This is a genomic window from Halomicrobium katesii DSM 19301 (genome assembly GCF_000379085.1).
GTDB lineage: Archaea > Halobacteriota > Halobacteria > Halobacteriales > Haloarculaceae > Halomicrobium > Halomicrobium katesii.
The window spans coordinates 839,550-853,763 of the sequence record NZ_KB905378.1 but is presented as its reverse complement, the minus strand read 5'-3'; the positions used below and the strand labels follow the sequence as shown (position 1 = coordinate 853,763).

Here is a 14,214-nt window from a genome sequence, read left to right as displayed (position 1 = left end):
GAGGACTCGAAGCAGGATCTCGGCTTGGGAGACTGCGAGATGCAGACCGACGAAGGTGCCAGTCGGCACTGGCACCTTCTGATGGCTGCCTACAGTCTCGTTCGTCTTGATCCCGAATCGAGCGCCTTGGGGACGGTTCGCTCGAAAGCGTCATCGCTTCGAGCGAACCTTGAGCACTCCCTGAAAGAAGCCGTTTACAACCTCCTCTCGTGGGTTCGAGACAACAATGATCGTGGCGTCGATGACCTCATGGAGGAGATCGATCACCTCTTCGTTCACTCAACAGCCGACGCTAACGTTCAAAGCTGAGTAGAAAAGAAACTAATCAGATTCACTATCGCGTTAAAAAGAGCAACGTCGGCGTCCCACCCATAGACGAAATGTCCCAGCAAAAAAAGAGCACTTACGGCATCCAGGAAGTCCAAGAGCAACAATCTTTAGAAGTTGCAGGGGTAGAGAAAGAAGTAACTCACACGGCAACGAATCTCCCGGTCGATACTTACGCTCTCGAACCTCCCACGGAATTCAGATAGTCTGTCCGCATGTGACCCGAAATCCAGCCGCGAACAACAATCCTCTCTACATATTCTAATGACTGTACATCGCAGGACGGTCTTACGTGGTATTGGGCTCTCAGCTGCTAGCCTCGGCGGTTGTCTCGGGACTCGACAATCGATCATCCAGAGCGAGTCAATAACGGCCCACGAAACCGGTTGTCACGAACGGGAAAACCGGGGGACACTCTCCTGGGACCCGGACGCCGAGGCTGTTGTCGTGGACGGTGTTCTACAGATGGCTGCTGTCTGTGGCCCACTTTCCCTCGATTACGCGTGGTGCTTCGGTGAGGAGTGTGCGAGACTGTACATCGAAGTGTGGCCCGATCGGACCGACCAGCAGGACTGTGAGCAGTGCCAGCGGTATTTCGATTACACCGCACGAATCAGCGTGGGGCAGATTCTGCGTGAAGTCAAACTGTTCCACGCAGAGGAAGCGCTTGTCGATATGATTCGAATTACCGAGCAAGGGGAAGTGGTGACGTTCACCGACACTCTGTCACCGTCGCCAACCGATGGCGAAACCGACCTGTGACGCCGTGTAGTCACGCCAGCACGTGGACGTGGCGCACGAGCGAGCGGTGCACTCGCCGTTCGAACCGGGATTCGACGGTCCAGCCGGCGTCTTGGGCGGGCGTCTCCCACGACCGATCCGCGACCACGACAGCCCGCGGAGCGATCCGGCGGGCCTCCGCCAGCGCACCCGAAACGACGGCGTCGAGTTCGCCTTCGATCTTCGACTGGCGGCCGTAGGGGGCGTCGAAGACGACGGCGTCGGCGGCGTCGTCCCGGAGCGGGAGGGCGGTGGCGTCGGCACGAGCGACGGCGAAGTCGTCGAGGAACGCGCCGAGGTTCTCGCGCGCACCCCGGACCATCTTTTCCTGTGCGTCGGTCCCGACCACGTCGGCCCCCGACAGGCCGGCCTCGATGAGGACGCCGCCGGTGCCACACATCGGGTCGACGACGCGCCGGCCCGCCCGCGCACCGGCGATGTTGACGATCGCGCGGGCCTCCATCGGGTCCATGCTGCCGGGCTGGGTGAAGGGGCGATCCATCGGCGCGCGCTCGCCGTAGTCCCGGCGGGAGGTGGCCGCCAGCCAGCCAAGCGCACAGACGCCGTCGGCGTCGTCGGCGACTTCGCTGGCGTCGGTGGCCTGCTGGTGGCCCGCGGAAAAGAGTGCTCGCAGTTCGTGATCGGGAGTTTCGAGATCGACCGTGAAGCCCCGATCGACCAGTCGCTGTCCGAGTTCGCGCTCGGCGCGCTCGGTGTCGATCCCGGTCGTCGACCGCACGTCGACCGCGCGGACGGCGACGCTGCCGGCGCGGTCGACGTTCGCGGCGTCGAGGGTCGCGCTGGCGCTGTCGACGGTCGGCTCGCAGGTGGCGAGCAGTTCGCTGGCCCGCCGGGTGAACGCGAGAGTGCACACGCGGTCGGTGATCCCGCGCGCGGTCGCCAGTCCGGGCGCGAGCAGGCTCACGTCGGTCGCCGCGCTGGCCGCTTCCCTGGCTGCGAAGCGATCGTCCTGGCCGGCGAGTTCGAGGACGTACACGCCCGAGGGTGGGGGCCAGTGGGGTTTCAGGGTGCCGATCCGTTCGCCTTCGAAGCGACGACGAGACGGCCGTGTGACCGCTTTACACGGGCGGTTGTATCGATGTACCGGCGAGCGTTAGGACGGGTAGACGCTCACCGGTACGCAACGACAACGTTCCGTATCAGTGTGGGATCTGTCAGTCCATGCCATCAACCTTTATAAGTGTTAAATACGTGTTTTAAGTCGAGACATGGTTGACCCCAAGGAAACCATCAATATCGAAAACGTCGTCGCCTCGACTGGCATTGGGCAAGAACTCGACCTCCAGAGCGTGGCGATGGACCTGGAAGGGGCGGACTACGATCCCGAGCAGTTCCCGGGGCTGGTCTATCGGACGCAGGACCCCAAGTCGGCAGCGCTGATCTTCCGATCGGGGAAGATCGTCTGTACCGGTGCGAAAAGCACCGACGACGTCCACCAGAGTCTGCGCATCGTCTTCGACAAGCTCCGCGATCTGAACATTCAGGTCGACGACGACCCGGAGATCGTCGTCCAGAACATCGTCACGTCGGCCGACCTCGGTCGGACGCTGAACCTCAACGCGATCGCGATCGGGCTGGGGCTGGAGAACATCGAGTACGAGCCCGAGCAGTTCCCGGGGCTGGTCTACCGCCTCGACGACCCCGACGTGGTCGCCCTGCTGTTCGGTTCGGGGAAACTCGTCATCACGGGCGGGAAAGAGCCCGACGACGCCAAGGAGGCCGTCGACAAGATCGTCTCCCGACTCGAAGACCTCGGCCTGCTGGAATAGCGCGACGACGCCTCTCGTCTTCTCTCTGGCCGGCGCGCCTTCGATGCATCCTTTAGCGGGCCAGCCGTACCGTCTGCTATGTTCGGCCTCCTGCAGACGGGTATCGCTGGCGGCGGGCTGGTAGCGATCGCCGTGACGCTGCTCGTGACCTGGCTGTTCTACGGCGTGACCCTCCACCTGGCGGCCGTGTTCTTCATCGGCGAGGTCCCGAGCCAGCGGGCCGCCTACGCGGCGATCGCACCGGCGGTCGTCTCCCTGCTCCTCCAGCAGTACACCGGCACTGGCCTGCTCGTCCTGGTGACTATCGCCGCCACGCTCGCGACCGATCTGTTCTCGATCAGCTACGTCTACCGGCTCAAGTGGCGCTCCGCGATGCCCCTCGTTGCCCTCCACTTTGCCTTCGCTGGAGTGCTCGGGTTCGCGTTCAACAACATCTTTGGGCTGATCTGACACGACCGGCTGTCGTCGGGACCGCACGCGAGCCGATTCGGAAACGCTTAACCGCGCCGACGGGAATGAACGCGTATGGCTAAGTTCGAAGAAGCGTCCGAGCGACTCCTCAACAAGCAGATCTGCATGCGGTGTAACGCTCGCAACCCGGCCCGAACGGAAAAGTGCCGCAAGTGTGGCTACAAGAATCTCCGTCCGAAGGCCAGCGAACCCCGTTCGGCCTGATCGGGTCTTCTCTCCGTTTTTGCTGATCGGTAGTCATACTGCCGTCCCGACCGACAGTCTCGTATGACACCGGTTCCGCTGTTGCTACTCTTTACCGCGGGAGTCGCCGTCGCCGGGTACGGACTGGTCAGGTACTCTCGACGTGCGTTACGCGACCCCTACGACGCGACGACGACCGGCACGGTCGTCGAGTCGGACCTCGACGCCGAGACGAGTGCCCGGCGCGGGGATTACACGCCCGCGGTCAGCTACGAGTACGTGGTCGACGGGGTGACCTACCGGAACGACCGCGTGCGAGCCAACACCGATCCGCTCTCGCGCCGCGGCGGCACCGTGTTGCTCGGCGAGTTCCACGAGGACGCCGAGGTTACCGTCCACTACGACGCCGACGACCCCGAGCGGGCGGTCCTCGTCCCGCCCGAGGGCGGCGGATCCTGGCTCGTGCTGGTCGTGGTTGGCGCTCTCGTGGCCATCGTCGCCGCCGCTCTCGGTGTGGCGGGCGTCTGAACGACGAGCGCTTTTGTCCGTCCCGCCACAGAGTCGAGTATGGAGCAGATGGACGGGCTTGACGTGACCGACTGTGAGCGCTGTGGCGACCTCGTCGACTCTCGGTCTCGGATCGTCGACGGCACCGGACCGCCGGAGGCCGACCTCCTGTTCGTCGGCGAGGCCCCCGGCGCGCAGGAAGACGCCGACGGCGAGCCGTTCGTCGGTCGCAGCGGCGACGTACTGGACGACGCCCTGCGCGAGGCGGGACTCGACCGGGGCGACGTACGCATCACCAACTGCGTGCGCTGTCGCCCGCCCGACAACCGCGACCCACGGCAGGCGGAGCTGGCCAACTGCCGCCCTTATCTCGAACGCGAGATCGAACTGGTCGACCCGGAGCTGATCGTGACCCTGGGGAAGGTGCCGGCCGAGCATCTGCTGGAACGGGACGTGGCAGTCACGAGCGAGGCCGGCGACGTGTTCGACCCCGAGATCGGCGGCCAGCGCCGCGAACTGCTGATCTCGGTCCACCCGGCGGCGACGCTGTACGACCGGAGTCAGGCAGACACCTTCGACGACGCCATCGCGACGGCCGCCGACTACACGGACGAGGACAGTGGACAACGGCGGCTCGGTGATTTCTAGCGAGGGGCAGCCCGAACGAAGTGAGGGGTGGCCCTCGAAACGCGAGCGGTGAGGGACGGAACCGCGAGCGGCGGCGGAGAACGAAGTGAGGGGTGGCCCTCGAAACGCGAGCGGTGAGGGACGGAACCGCGAGCGGCGGAGCCGCAAGGTTCGACGGAACAGGAAGCGACTTAGGAGCGTCTCGCGAAGGCGACGTATGGCCACGAAACAGACCGCCGCCGAGGTGGTCGTCGTCGACTACGGGCTGGGGAACCTCCGGAGTGTCACCCGCGGGCTCGAACGGGCCGGTGCGGACGTGCTCCTCTCGGAGGACCTCGCCGAGTTCGCCGCGGCCGACGGCATCGTTCTGCCGGGCGTCGGCGCGTTCAGCGAAGGGATGGACAACGCCGGTCCGTTCCGCGAGGCACTGGTCGAGGAAGCCGCGGCCGGGACGCCGCTCTTTGGCATCTGTCTCGGGATGCAGATGCTCCTGACGACGAGCGAAGAGGCGGACCACGAGGGCCAGGGCGACGCCGAGGGGCTCGACCTGATACCCGGCAAGAACGTCCGCTTTCGGACCGACCAGACCGTCCCGCACATGGGCTGGAACGAGCTGGACGTCCAGCGCGACCACCCGATCGTCGAGGGCGTCGACAGTGTGGGATCGGAGCTGCCACGAACAGACGGACCCGGGAAGGGCGGGTCCGTCGACGGCGAGTACGCCTACTTCGTGCACTCGTATTACGCCGCGCCGGACGACGATGCCGCCGTCGTCGCGACGACCGACTACGGCACCGACTTCGCCAGCATCGTCGCCAACGAGGCCGGCAACGTCTTTGGCACCCAGTTCCATCCCGAAAAGTCGGGGGAGACGGGCCTCCGGATTCTGCGGAACTTCGTCGATATCTGTCGGACGAACTGATACTGCCGTCTGCCACGTCGTGAAGCATTTCGCTACCTCGCGGTGAGAAATCGGTTACAGACGTACGACCGGCAGTATGGCCACATGGTGGCCGGCGGTCCCTCTCGGCACGCTACGTTCGTTTGCCGTCGACGAGGATCTGGCCGATACTGTTGACGGTGACGCTGTGGCCGTCGATCGCCACGGTGAGTGTCCACTCGCCCCCATCGTGTCGGGAGAGTGCGTTCAGCGCGGCCGTATCGATGCTGTCGTGGAGGACAAAATCGAGGTCAGAAACGTCGACACCGCGGTAGCTAGCGATCGCTGTGAGGATATTTGTCGTGAGGTCTGGGCCGTCTGTGAGTGGCATGGTGAATCTGGATCTTGATCGTCTCAGTCTTCGTCCGTGGCAGAGCCATCGAGCCGGACGACAGCGGCTTCCCAGTCGGGGAAACCGTCGTCGGTCTGGCAGAGCCAGGGTTTCTCGATGCGTATGCCGTTCTCGTGGGCTGTCTGCAGTACGGTCGTCAGCGCTGCTTTGAACTCCGCCTCCGTCGTGATTCTGCCGTCGGAAGGACCTGTCATAGTGAGCGGACTGTCCGTCGACAGACGCAAGAAACGACTGACCCGGCACGGCTGAATCAGGTTCGGGGTCTGGACATCGTTGTCCGTACTCTTCTCAGACGACCACGGTATATATATCCCCGAGGGAAGCATGGTGTGTCATGTACTCGATTCCGACATGACATTCAATCTGGCCTACAATTATTGGGTGGGCCGCGCGTCGTCTCAGTAATGAGTGTTATCGTCGACCTCTCCCTTCCGGCGGTGGATTTCGAGTTGGGGCGGATTCTCACGATGGAGGAGCCAGTGTCAGTGGTACTCGAAACGATGGTACCCATGGGCGAGCGGACGGTCCCGTTTTTTTGGTCCACGATCACGAACACGACTCCTTCGAGGAAGCGGTGCGAGATCACCCGACCGTCGAGAACCTCCGACAGGTCGAGACCCACGAGAACCGCGTGCTGTACGCGTTTCGCTGGGTGACCGAAGCGGACGCGTTCCTCTCGATCATTGCGGAGACGAGGGCTCAACTCCTCGAAGCGACCGGGCATCCGGATCGCTGGCAGTTCGAACTCCGGTTCTCGTCTCACGACGAGCTCTCGGCGTTCAACGAGGCCTGTGAGCAGGCCGACATCGGGATCATCGTCGAGCGGATCTACAATCCCACCAAACCCGAGGGTGGGCCGTACTTCGGACTCTCGTATCCACAGCGAGAGGCGCTGTCGACTGCGGTCGATGAGGGCTACTACTCTATCCCGCGTCGGATCTCGACGAAAGAACTGGCCGGAAAACTAGACATCTCCGATCAGGCGACGACTGAACGTCTCCGGCGGGCGATCATCACGCTCACCGAGCACACGCTGCTGATCCAGGATATCGAGGACTAGTCCGTGTTCGCCTGGCTCTCGGCCTGACTGCTTTTGACTCTATCGGCGGTTACGCTCTCGTGGAACTCGACGAGCGGTCGTATCTGATCGAACGCCGGACCGCGCTCGATCGTGCCGCTCGCGGGGTCCCACTCGACGTAGCTGCCATCTGCCAGCATCGGGAGATGGTGGTGGTACAGCTTGATGCGGGCGTCGTGCTCTCTTTCGTCCGTGGCCGAGAGGTGTGCCGAGACGACTGTCGACGCCTCGTTTAGCAGCGCGGTCAACACTCTGCGCCGGTGATCATCTGCGAGTGCTCGATATGCCCCGTCGTTCATACCTCTCCTCTATTTGGCACACAGTTTTGTACACTCCCTGGTCAACCATGGCTGGTACTGAGATACCCGCCAGATACTCATCGACGATCCGTGCTTCGGGCTGTGTACTACCGCTCTGGCTCGACCGGGAGCCACAGCCGCGCGGTCGTGCCGTCGTCGACCGCGAAGTCGAGATCCCCACCCAGCCGCCGGGTCGCCCACGAGGTGAGCCACAGCCCCAGTCCGGTTGCGTGTTCGAGATCGGTCTCCTCGCCGGCTGCCAGCACGTCGAGTTCGTGGTCGGGGATTCCCGGCCCGTCGTCGGCGACGGCGATCTCGATGCCGCCGTCGCGGGCCGTCGCGGTCACTCGGACGGGCGCTCTCTCGTCGGTCCCAACGGGGTACCGACCGTCTTGGTTCGTGGAGCCGTGCTCCACGGCGTCCTGACGAGTAGGCGAATCAGGGCTCGTGGGACCGTGTTCCACGGCGTCCCGAGGAGTTTCGGACTCGGGGCTCGTGGAGCCGTGCTCCACGGCATTCTCCACGAGTGCGACACACAGCACCCGGAGCGTGTCGGCGTCGATCGTTACGGCCGTGTCGGGGGCGTCGACGGCGATCGGCACGTCCGCGTCCACCTCGTCGACGGCGTCGGCCAGCAGCGACGATAGCTCGACGGTGGTCGCCCGTCGATCCGCGCCGAGAATGCCTTCGATGGCGCGCGCTTTCTCGCCAAGATCGACGAGGTCGTCGGCCTTCCCCTCGACGGTGTCGAGCAGCTCCGAGACCTCCGCGTCGTCGGTCGCCTCGTTCGCGGCCTCGGCGAACCCGCGCACGACCGTCATGTCGTTGCGGAGGTTGTGCCGGACGACGCGGTTGAGCACCTGCAGGCGCTGCTCGCGCTCGATCTCCTCGGTGATGTCCTGCAGGACGATCGTCGAGCCGAGCCGATCACCGCTGCCGGTCAGCGGGGTCGTCGCGAGGCTGTAGGTCCGTCGGCGGCTCCCCGTTTCGATCGTCACGCGATCGGTCGTGTCGGGGCCCGCAAACGTCTCGTCGGTCAGGAACGCGGCCAGTGGCTCGGTCAGTGCCCGCGCCTTGTCGACGCTCAGGACCGCCTCGGCAGCGGCGTTGAGCGTCACGATCCGGTCGCGCTCGTCGACGACGACGACGGGGTTTCCGAGGTCCTCGATGGCGGCACGCTCGCCCTCCCGTCGGGTCGCCGGGTGGAACTCGAACATGTCGCTGCGGACGAACGCGTAGGCGTCGAGCGCGATGTGGGGCAGGAAAAGCACCGTCGCGAAGTTCAGCTCGGGGACCGGGCCGACGCCGTAGAGCCAGAGGACGACCGCCGACAGCGGCGGGACCGTGCTCACGCCGACGGCGATCGCCTCTCGGCGGTACAGTCGCCCGTAGCTGACGACGGTGTCGAACAGCACCAGACTGCCTAGCAGCGCGATCAGGACGCCGCCGGTGGCCACCGCCACTGCCCACAGCTCCAGCTCGTAGGCCGTTCCCGCCAGTCCCGCCACCGCCACGACGGAGAAGTCGTCCCAGACGAGCCCGTGCCACGGGTTCGTGCCAAGCAGGACGACGGCGACGGCCGGCAGCGTCAGCAGCGCCCGATACCACGGCGTCTCGACGACGTGGTCGCGCCCGGTGTAGGCCAGCGCGAACGCGAGAAAGTACACCGCGATTCCGGCCAGCAGCGCCCAGCCGAGCACCTCCAGGGCCAGCCGGATCGTCTCGTCGAACACCAGCAGCGAGACGGCGTAGCTCACGCTCCACAGCGCCTGACAGGCCAGTGACAGCAGGAACCACGTCGCGCCCGGCTTCTCGCGGTAGCGCCAGAGCAGCCCGATCAGCAACAGCGTTCCGGCACCCGAGGCCAGCGACGCGACGACGATCCAGCTGCCGGCGATCATCTACTGACCGGTGGGTAGCGAGCCACTTACCGGTGCTGGTCGTCCGACGGCCGTCCGTATCAGAGGAAATCGCGCACGTCGGAGTACCACATGTCGTGGTCGTCGGTGGCGTCGATGGCCCGGGCGATCCGGACCGCGATGGCGTGCCAGCACAGTTCGTCGGGATCCGTGGCGTCGAGGTTGTACTCGCTGTCGGCGCAGGTACAGCCGCCGTCTTCGACGACGTACTCGTCGTCGTGGCCCACCACGACCGTGAAGTCTCGGTACTCCTTGACGCGCCGCTCGCCGACGGCTTCGATGGCCTGCTGGCCGCGGTCGCCGTGGACCGAGACGATGCGGTCGACGGCGTCGGGGGTCAACGCTCCCGCGGCTTCGAGCATCGACACCCACTCCTCGACCGCGCTCATTGGCCCCACTTGCGTGAGACGGGTGAAAACACCGTCGGTGAGCGCGCGATGCGTGGCGCTTTTCGCTCCCCGCCCTCCAGTAGCGGTATGCGCGTCACAGAGGGGCAGGTCACCGTCGAGGTACCGGAGCAGGCCGACGCCGGCAAGGGCGAGAACGTCTTTTTCAACCCCGTTCAGGAGCTGAACCGCGACCTGACGATCGCCACGCTGCGGGCCGTCCGCGAGCGAGAGCCCCGCGCCGAGCGCTACCTCGACGCGACGGCGGCCAGTGGCGTCCGCGGCGTCCGGGCCGCCGCCGACGGCTGGGAGGCGACGCTGTGCGATGTCGATCCCGACGCGGTCGCCCTCTGTGAACGGAACCTCGAACGCAACGATCTCTCGGGTACCGTCCGCCACGAGGACGCCAACGTGGCGATGCACAGCGACCCCTGGGACGTGGTCGACATCGACCCCTTCGGGACGCCGATCCCCTTCGCCGACGCGGCCTTTCAGGGGACCCGCGACCTCGTCTGCGTGACCGCGACCGACACCGCGCCGCTATGTGGCGCACACTTCGAGAGCGGCGTCCGCAGCTACAGCGCGATCCCGCGCAACACCGAGTACCACGCCGAGATGGGGATGCGGATCCTGCTCGGTGCGATGGTCCGGACCGCCGCCCGCTACGACGTGGCCGCTCGTCCGATCCTCAGCCACGCGACCAAGCACTACGCCCGGACGTACCTCGAACTGGACCACGGCGCGACCGTGGCCAACGCCGCCGTCGACGAACTCGGCCACGTCTATCACTGCCAACAGTGTCTCTACCGGAGCCACGAGGCGGGGCTCCACGCCGACGCGCCCGACGCCTGTCCGAACTGCGGCCAGCACCTCCAGACTGCCGGCCCGCTCTGGCTGGGCGGGACCTGCGAGCCCGACTTCGCCGCGGCCGTGACGAAGCACCTCACCGAGGACATGGGGACGGCCGACCGGGCGGCCGAGCTGCTGGCGACGCTGGGCGCGGAACTCCCGACTCCGACCCACTACGACCAGCACCGCCTGTGCAAGCGCTGGGGCGTCGGCGCGCCCGCGATGGACGACTTTCTCGACGCGTTGCGGGCGGCCGGACACGAGGCCTCGCGTACTCACTACGGCGGCACGACGTTCAAGACCGCCGCCGACGTGACCGAGATCAGGGACGCGACGGTCGACTCGTCCTAGGCGAGCGTCTCGACGAGCCGCCCGGCGAGGGAGTAGCCGGCGTGGTACACCGGCCGGAGGAAGTAGTTGACCATGCCGACGAACCCGAGCAGGCCGCCGACCGTCTGGATCTCCGCGGGCGTCGCCCCGAAGACGAACGCGCTCGCGGCCGCTGCCAGTGCCGGCGCGACCCAGAGGTTCCGAACGTAGCGGTCGAGGTCCTGCCCGAGTCGCCGACCGGGACGGGGGAGGCGCTCTCTGCCCGCGGCGAGCGTGACGGCGATCAGCGCCAGCACCGCCACGAGCGGGACGCCACCGCCGATTCCGGCGAGGCTGGCTCCGATCAGGAGCACGCTGGCGACGAGCAAGAGCGCGGTCGCCTCCATCGCTCGCTCGTCGAACACGCGTTGCATGTCCGGCCGAAGGAGGGCCCCCACAATATGGGTTCCGCCTCCCGGGCCGGCGGCTGCGAGGATCTGGACCGGCAGCTACAACAGGCCGCCGCCCACATCGGTCCAACGATGACAGCCGAGGACGGGGAGACGCCCCCACCGGACGCGGGTGACGGGGACGACGCCGACAGCACGCCGTCGAGCGAGCGCCAGGCGGCTGGCAGCGGCGGCGAGACGCCCCCGCCCGACGAGCCCGCGCGGCGGGACAATCCGACACAGGAAGAACTCGACGAACTGCGCGCCGAACTGGAGTCGTTCCGCGAAGATGTCGAGGACCGGACGCTCCATCGCGACGAGATCAAAGACGACCTCCGCCGGTACGTTCGCCGCGAACTCCGGCGGGGCCACGCCCGCGGCTGGGGGCCGTACCTCGTCTTGCTGTACGGCACCGCCATGACGCTCGGCGCGTTCTACTACCTCCAGGACCAGGGGCTGTGGGCCGTGCTGGCGATGGTCGTCATCTGGCTCTCGACGCTCGGGCTCTACGTCGCGATGATCGTCGCCGGGCTGGGCATCGGTGCTGCGGGCATCCCGCGACGCCTGCTCGACCGACTGCGGGGCTGACCGTGCGCGCGATCGGCGTCACCGAGTGGCTCGGCGAGGCCCTCGGTCCCGTGGTCGTTCCCTTCGCCCTGATCACGCAGCTCGGCGACCTCTGGTTTCTCACAGTCGTCGTGGGGCTGCTCTACTGGCTCGGTCGGTCCACGCCCCGGATCGGCGCGGGCGTCGACCGCGAGCGGGCGGCGACGGTCGTGGCGCTCCTGCTCGGGACCGTCGCGTTGCTCACGACGCTCAAGCCGCTGTTCGGCCTGGCCCGGCCGCCGGACGCGGGCGTGGCCCCGCAGGCCGCTCTCGTTCCGGCGGCTCTGGAGGGGGTGTACGCGTGGCTCGCGACCGGCGACGGCTTCGGCTTCCCCAGCGGCCACGCGCTGGGGACGACAGTCGTCTTCGGCGGGCTCGCGTGGGCCGTCCGCGCCGGTCCCCTCCGGCGACGCGTCGCGCTCGCCGCCGGTCTCGTCGCGCTCGTCTCTCTCTCTCGGCTCGCGCTCGGGGTCCACTACCTCGTCGACGTGCTCGCCGGGGCGGGGCTGGGCCTCGCGTATCTCGTCGTCGCGGTGGGCATCCTGGGGACGCCACGGCGGGCCTTCGGCCTCGCGACGGCAGTGGCGGTGGTCGGTCTCCCGGTCGTGGGTCCCCACCCGGAACTGGTCGCCACCGTCGGACTGTGTGTCGGCGGGACGGCGGCGTGGCTGGTCACTGGCGATCGCCTCCTGGCGCTTTCGGACACCCGCCGCGGCGGTGTCCTCGCCACGCTCCTCGGATTCGCGGTCGCGGGGCCGGCGCTCGCGGCGATCGGCCTGCTGGCCCCGTCGGTCCCGCTCGCGCTGGCGGGCGGACTGGTCGGCGGCGTCGTCACCGTGGCGGCACCGCTTGCGGGTCACGGCCTCACAAAAAAGAGCGCGTAGTCGGCGGTCGTCGCTGTCCCGTCCCTGACGGCGAGACGACTGGGTTCCGTGGCCTCAGAACTTCTCGAGGTAGCGGTCGAGCTCCCAGTCGGAGACGTCGACGCGGAACTCGTCGTACTCCTGAGTCTTGGCCTCGACGAAGTTCTCGTAGACGTGCTCGCCCAGGGCGTCCTGGATGACCTCGTCGGCTTCGAGGGCGTCGATGGCCTCGCCGAGGTTCGACGGCAGCGTGGTGATGCCGTACTCCTCGCGCTTTGCCTCGTCGAACTCGTAGATGTTCTCGCGGACGGGGTCGTCGCAGTCGAGATCGTTCTCGATGCCGTCCAGGCCGGCGTGGATGAGCGCCGCGAAGGCGAGGTACGGGTTACACGACGGGTCGGGGAAGCGAGCCTCGATACGGCTCGCGGCCGGGACGCGGGCCGCAGGCTTGCGGATCAGCGCCGAGCGGTTGCGGTCCGACCAGGCGACGTAGACGGGGGCCTCGTAGCCCGGGACCAGGCGCTTGTAGGAGTTCACGGTCGGGTTCGAGACCGCCGCGATGGCGGGGGCGTGTTCGAGGATGCCCGCGAGGTAGCTCTTTGCCGTGTCGGAGAGGTCGAACTCGTCGTCCTCGTCGTGGAACGCGTTCTCGCCGTCCTCGGTGAACAGCGACATGTGCGTGTGCATGCCCGAGCCGTTGATCTTCGGGATCGGCTTGGGCATGAAGGTCGCGTGCAGGTCGTGCTCGGCGGCGATAGCGCGGACGACCGCGCGGAACGTCGCGACGTTGTCGGCCGTCGACAGGGCATCGTCGTAGGTGAAGTTGATCTCGTGCTGGCCCTGGGCGACCTCGTGGTGGGACGCCTCGATGTCGAAGCCCATCTCTTCGAGGCCGAAGATGATGTCACGGCGCACGTCCTGTGCGAGGTCCTTCGGCGCGAGGTCGAAGTAGCCACCGGCGTCGTTGGTGTCGGTCGTGGCGCGACCGTCCTCGTCTTCCTCGAACAGGAAGAACTCCGGTTCGGGGGCGGCGTTGACGGTGTAGCCCATCTCCTCGGCGCGCTGGATGGCGCGCTTGAGGACGCCACGCGGGTCGCCGGCGAAGGGCTCGCCCGTCGAGGTGTCGATGACGTCACAGATGAGGCGCGCGGCGGCGCTCTCGCCGTCGTTGCGCCACGGGAGCACGGAGAACGTCTCCGGGTCCGGGTCCAGGCGCATGTCCGACTCCTGGATGCGGACGAAGCCGTTGATCGAGGAACCGTCGAAGTAGATCCCCTCGGTGAAGGCCTTCTCTGCCTGGTCGGCCGGCACGGAGACGTTCTTGATCGTCCCCAGAATGTCTGTAAACTGCAGGCGAAGGAAGTCGACGTTCTTCTCTTCGATCTCTTCCAGTACGTCTTGTGTGTCTGCCGAGAGTTCGCTTGTCATTTTTGGACACCCGAGAGGAACACTGCTATCACTAAAATCCTGCTGCTTTGC

Annotated in this window: 19 protein-coding genes and 1 pseudogene; 12 read left to right on the top strand and 8 right to left on the bottom strand. The window is 66.5% G+C overall.

Annotated elements, in window-relative coordinates; genetic code table 11:
* Both HALKA_RS20765 and HALKA_RS20760 read left to right on the top strand, forming a co-directional pair.
* A pseudogene (locus tag HALKA_RS20765) lies at positions 1 to 309 on the top strand (IS701 family transposase); the annotation flags it as partial.
* A gap of 282 nt (positions 310 to 591) precedes the next feature.
* Positions 592 to 1,089 (top strand): hypothetical protein, encoded by a 498-nt coding sequence (locus tag HALKA_RS20760; RefSeq protein ID WP_155119359.1) that lies wholly within the window; start codon positions 592 to 594, stop codon positions 1,087 to 1,089.
* A gap of 10 nt (positions 1,090 to 1,099) precedes the next feature.
* On the opposite strand, the gene HALKA_RS0104425 is transcribed toward HALKA_RS20760, so the two are convergent.
* Positions 1,100 to 2,104 carry a methyltransferase domain-containing protein gene (locus tag HALKA_RS0104425; RefSeq protein WP_018256846.1) on the bottom strand — a complete coding sequence of 335 codons (1,005 nt, stop codon included), beginning with the start codon at positions 2,102 to 2,104 and terminating at the stop codon, positions 1,100 to 1,102.
* Positions 2,105 to 2,336: 232 nt separating this feature from the next.
* On the opposite strand from HALKA_RS0104425, the gene HALKA_RS0104420 reads away from it, so the two are divergent.
* The 6 genes from HALKA_RS0104420 (at position 2,337) to hisH (ending at position 5,607) form a co-directional block, all read left to right on the top strand.
* Complete coding sequence (locus tag HALKA_RS0104420) at positions 2,337 to 2,897, top strand: TATA-box-binding protein (protein ID WP_015761700.1); 561 nt, start codon at positions 2,337 to 2,339, stop codon at positions 2,895 to 2,897.
* A 78-nt stretch (positions 2,898 to 2,975) separates the two neighbouring features.
* Complete coding sequence (locus HALKA_RS0104415) at positions 2,976 to 3,347, top strand: DUF7473 family protein (protein ID WP_018256845.1); 372 nt, start codon at positions 2,976 to 2,978, stop codon at positions 3,345 to 3,347.
* A gap of 75 nt (positions 3,348 to 3,422) precedes the next feature.
* Positions 3,423 to 3,572, top strand: coding sequence for a 50S ribosomal protein L40e (locus HALKA_RS20190; protein WP_080505792.1), 150 nt, complete (start codon positions 3,423 to 3,425; stop codon positions 3,570 to 3,572).
* Positions 3,573 to 3,635: 63 nt separating this feature from the next.
* Complete coding sequence (locus tag HALKA_RS0104410) at positions 3,636 to 4,079, top strand: DUF3592 domain-containing protein (protein WP_018256844.1); 444 nt, start codon at positions 3,636 to 3,638, stop codon at positions 4,077 to 4,079.
* Between the two features lie 39 nt (positions 4,080 to 4,118).
* The gene (locus HALKA_RS0104405; RefSeq protein WP_018256843.1) at positions 4,119 to 4,706 is read left to right on the top strand and encodes a uracil-DNA glycosylase; all 588 of its coding nucleotides are present in this window, start codon (positions 4,119 to 4,121) and stop codon (positions 4,704 to 4,706) included.
* Positions 4,707 to 4,902: 196 nt separating this feature from the next.
* Positions 4,903 to 5,607 (top strand): imidazole glycerol phosphate synthase subunit HisH, encoded by a 705-nt coding sequence (gene hisH, locus HALKA_RS0104400; protein ID WP_018256842.1) that lies wholly within the window; start codon positions 4,903 to 4,905, stop codon positions 5,605 to 5,607.
* Positions 5,608 to 5,719: 112 nt separating this feature from the next.
* Here the strand turns inward: hisH and HALKA_RS19065 are convergent, their stop codons facing one another.
* Entirely contained in the window at positions 5,720 to 5,956 is a 237-nt protein-coding gene (locus HALKA_RS19065; protein ID WP_018256841.1) for a HalOD1 output domain-containing protein, read from the bottom strand.
* A 23-nt stretch (positions 5,957 to 5,979) separates the two neighbouring features.
* Entirely contained in the window at positions 5,980 to 6,171 is a 192-nt protein-coding gene (locus HALKA_RS0104390) for a hypothetical protein (protein ID WP_018256840.1), read from the bottom strand.
* A gap of 341 nt (positions 6,172 to 6,512) precedes the next feature.
* Here HALKA_RS0104390 and HALKA_RS19060 point away from each other — a divergent pair, with 341 nt between their 5' ends.
* A complete protein-coding gene (locus tag HALKA_RS19060) occupies positions 6,513 to 7,037 on the top strand; it encodes a helix-turn-helix domain-containing protein (protein WP_018256839.1) in 525 nt (174 codons plus the stop codon).
* Here HALKA_RS19060 and HALKA_RS19055 read toward each other — a convergent pair.
* The 3 genes from HALKA_RS19055 to HALKA_RS0104370 all read right to left on the bottom strand — a co-directional run bounded on the left by HALKA_RS19055 (position 7,034) and on the right by HALKA_RS0104370 (position 9,662).
* Positions 7,034 to 7,354: a DUF7344 domain-containing protein gene (locus HALKA_RS19055; protein ID WP_044956480.1), complete on the bottom strand. Its 321-nt coding sequence runs from the start codon at positions 7,352 to 7,354 to the stop codon at positions 7,034 to 7,036. The two genes, HALKA_RS19060 and HALKA_RS19055, sit on opposite strands and share 4 nt — an antisense overlap.
* Before the next feature lie 107 nt (positions 7,355 to 7,461).
* Positions 7,462 to 9,255: a sensor histidine kinase gene (locus HALKA_RS0104375; RefSeq protein ID WP_018256837.1), complete on the bottom strand. Its 1,794-nt coding sequence runs from the start codon at positions 9,253 to 9,255 to the stop codon at positions 7,462 to 7,464.
* A 59-nt stretch (positions 9,256 to 9,314) separates the two neighbouring features.
* On the bottom strand, positions 9,315 to 9,662 hold the full coding sequence (locus HALKA_RS0104370) for a hypothetical protein (RefSeq protein WP_018256836.1): 348 nt from the start codon (positions 9,660 to 9,662) through the stop codon (positions 9,315 to 9,317).
* Between the two features lie 87 nt (positions 9,663 to 9,749).
* On the opposite strand from HALKA_RS0104370, the gene HALKA_RS0104365 reads away from it, so the two are divergent.
* A complete protein-coding gene (locus tag HALKA_RS0104365; protein WP_018256835.1) occupies positions 9,750 to 10,859 on the top strand; it encodes a tRNA (guanine(26)-N(2))-dimethyltransferase in 1,110 nt (369 codons plus the stop codon).
* Here HALKA_RS0104365 and HALKA_RS0104360 read toward each other — a convergent pair.
* On the bottom strand, positions 10,856 to 11,251 hold the full coding sequence (locus HALKA_RS0104360) for a hypothetical protein (RefSeq protein ID WP_018256834.1): 396 nt from the start codon (positions 11,249 to 11,251) through the stop codon (positions 10,856 to 10,858). The genes HALKA_RS0104365 and HALKA_RS0104360 overlap by 4 nt on opposite strands.
* A gap of 27 nt (positions 11,252 to 11,278) precedes the next feature.
* On the opposite strand from HALKA_RS0104360, the gene HALKA_RS0104355 reads away from it, so the two are divergent.
* Positions 11,279 to 11,854, top strand: coding sequence for a hypothetical protein (locus HALKA_RS0104355; protein ID WP_018256833.1), 576 nt, complete (start codon positions 11,279 to 11,281; stop codon positions 11,852 to 11,854).
* A gap of 2 nt (positions 11,855 to 11,856) precedes the next feature.
* Positions 11,857 to 12,756: a phosphatase PAP2 family protein gene (locus HALKA_RS0104350; RefSeq protein WP_018256832.1), complete on the top strand. Its 900-nt coding sequence runs from the start codon at positions 11,857 to 11,859 to the stop codon at positions 12,754 to 12,756.
* 54 nt (positions 12,757 to 12,810) lie between these two features.
* On the opposite strand, the gene glnA is transcribed toward HALKA_RS0104350, so the two are convergent.
* Positions 12,811 to 14,163, bottom strand: a complete 1,353-nt coding sequence (glnA, locus tag HALKA_RS0104345; RefSeq protein WP_018256831.1) for a type I glutamate--ammonia ligase — start codon at positions 14,161 to 14,163, stop codon at positions 12,811 to 12,813.
* Between the last annotated feature and the right edge of the window lie 51 nt (positions 14,164 to 14,214).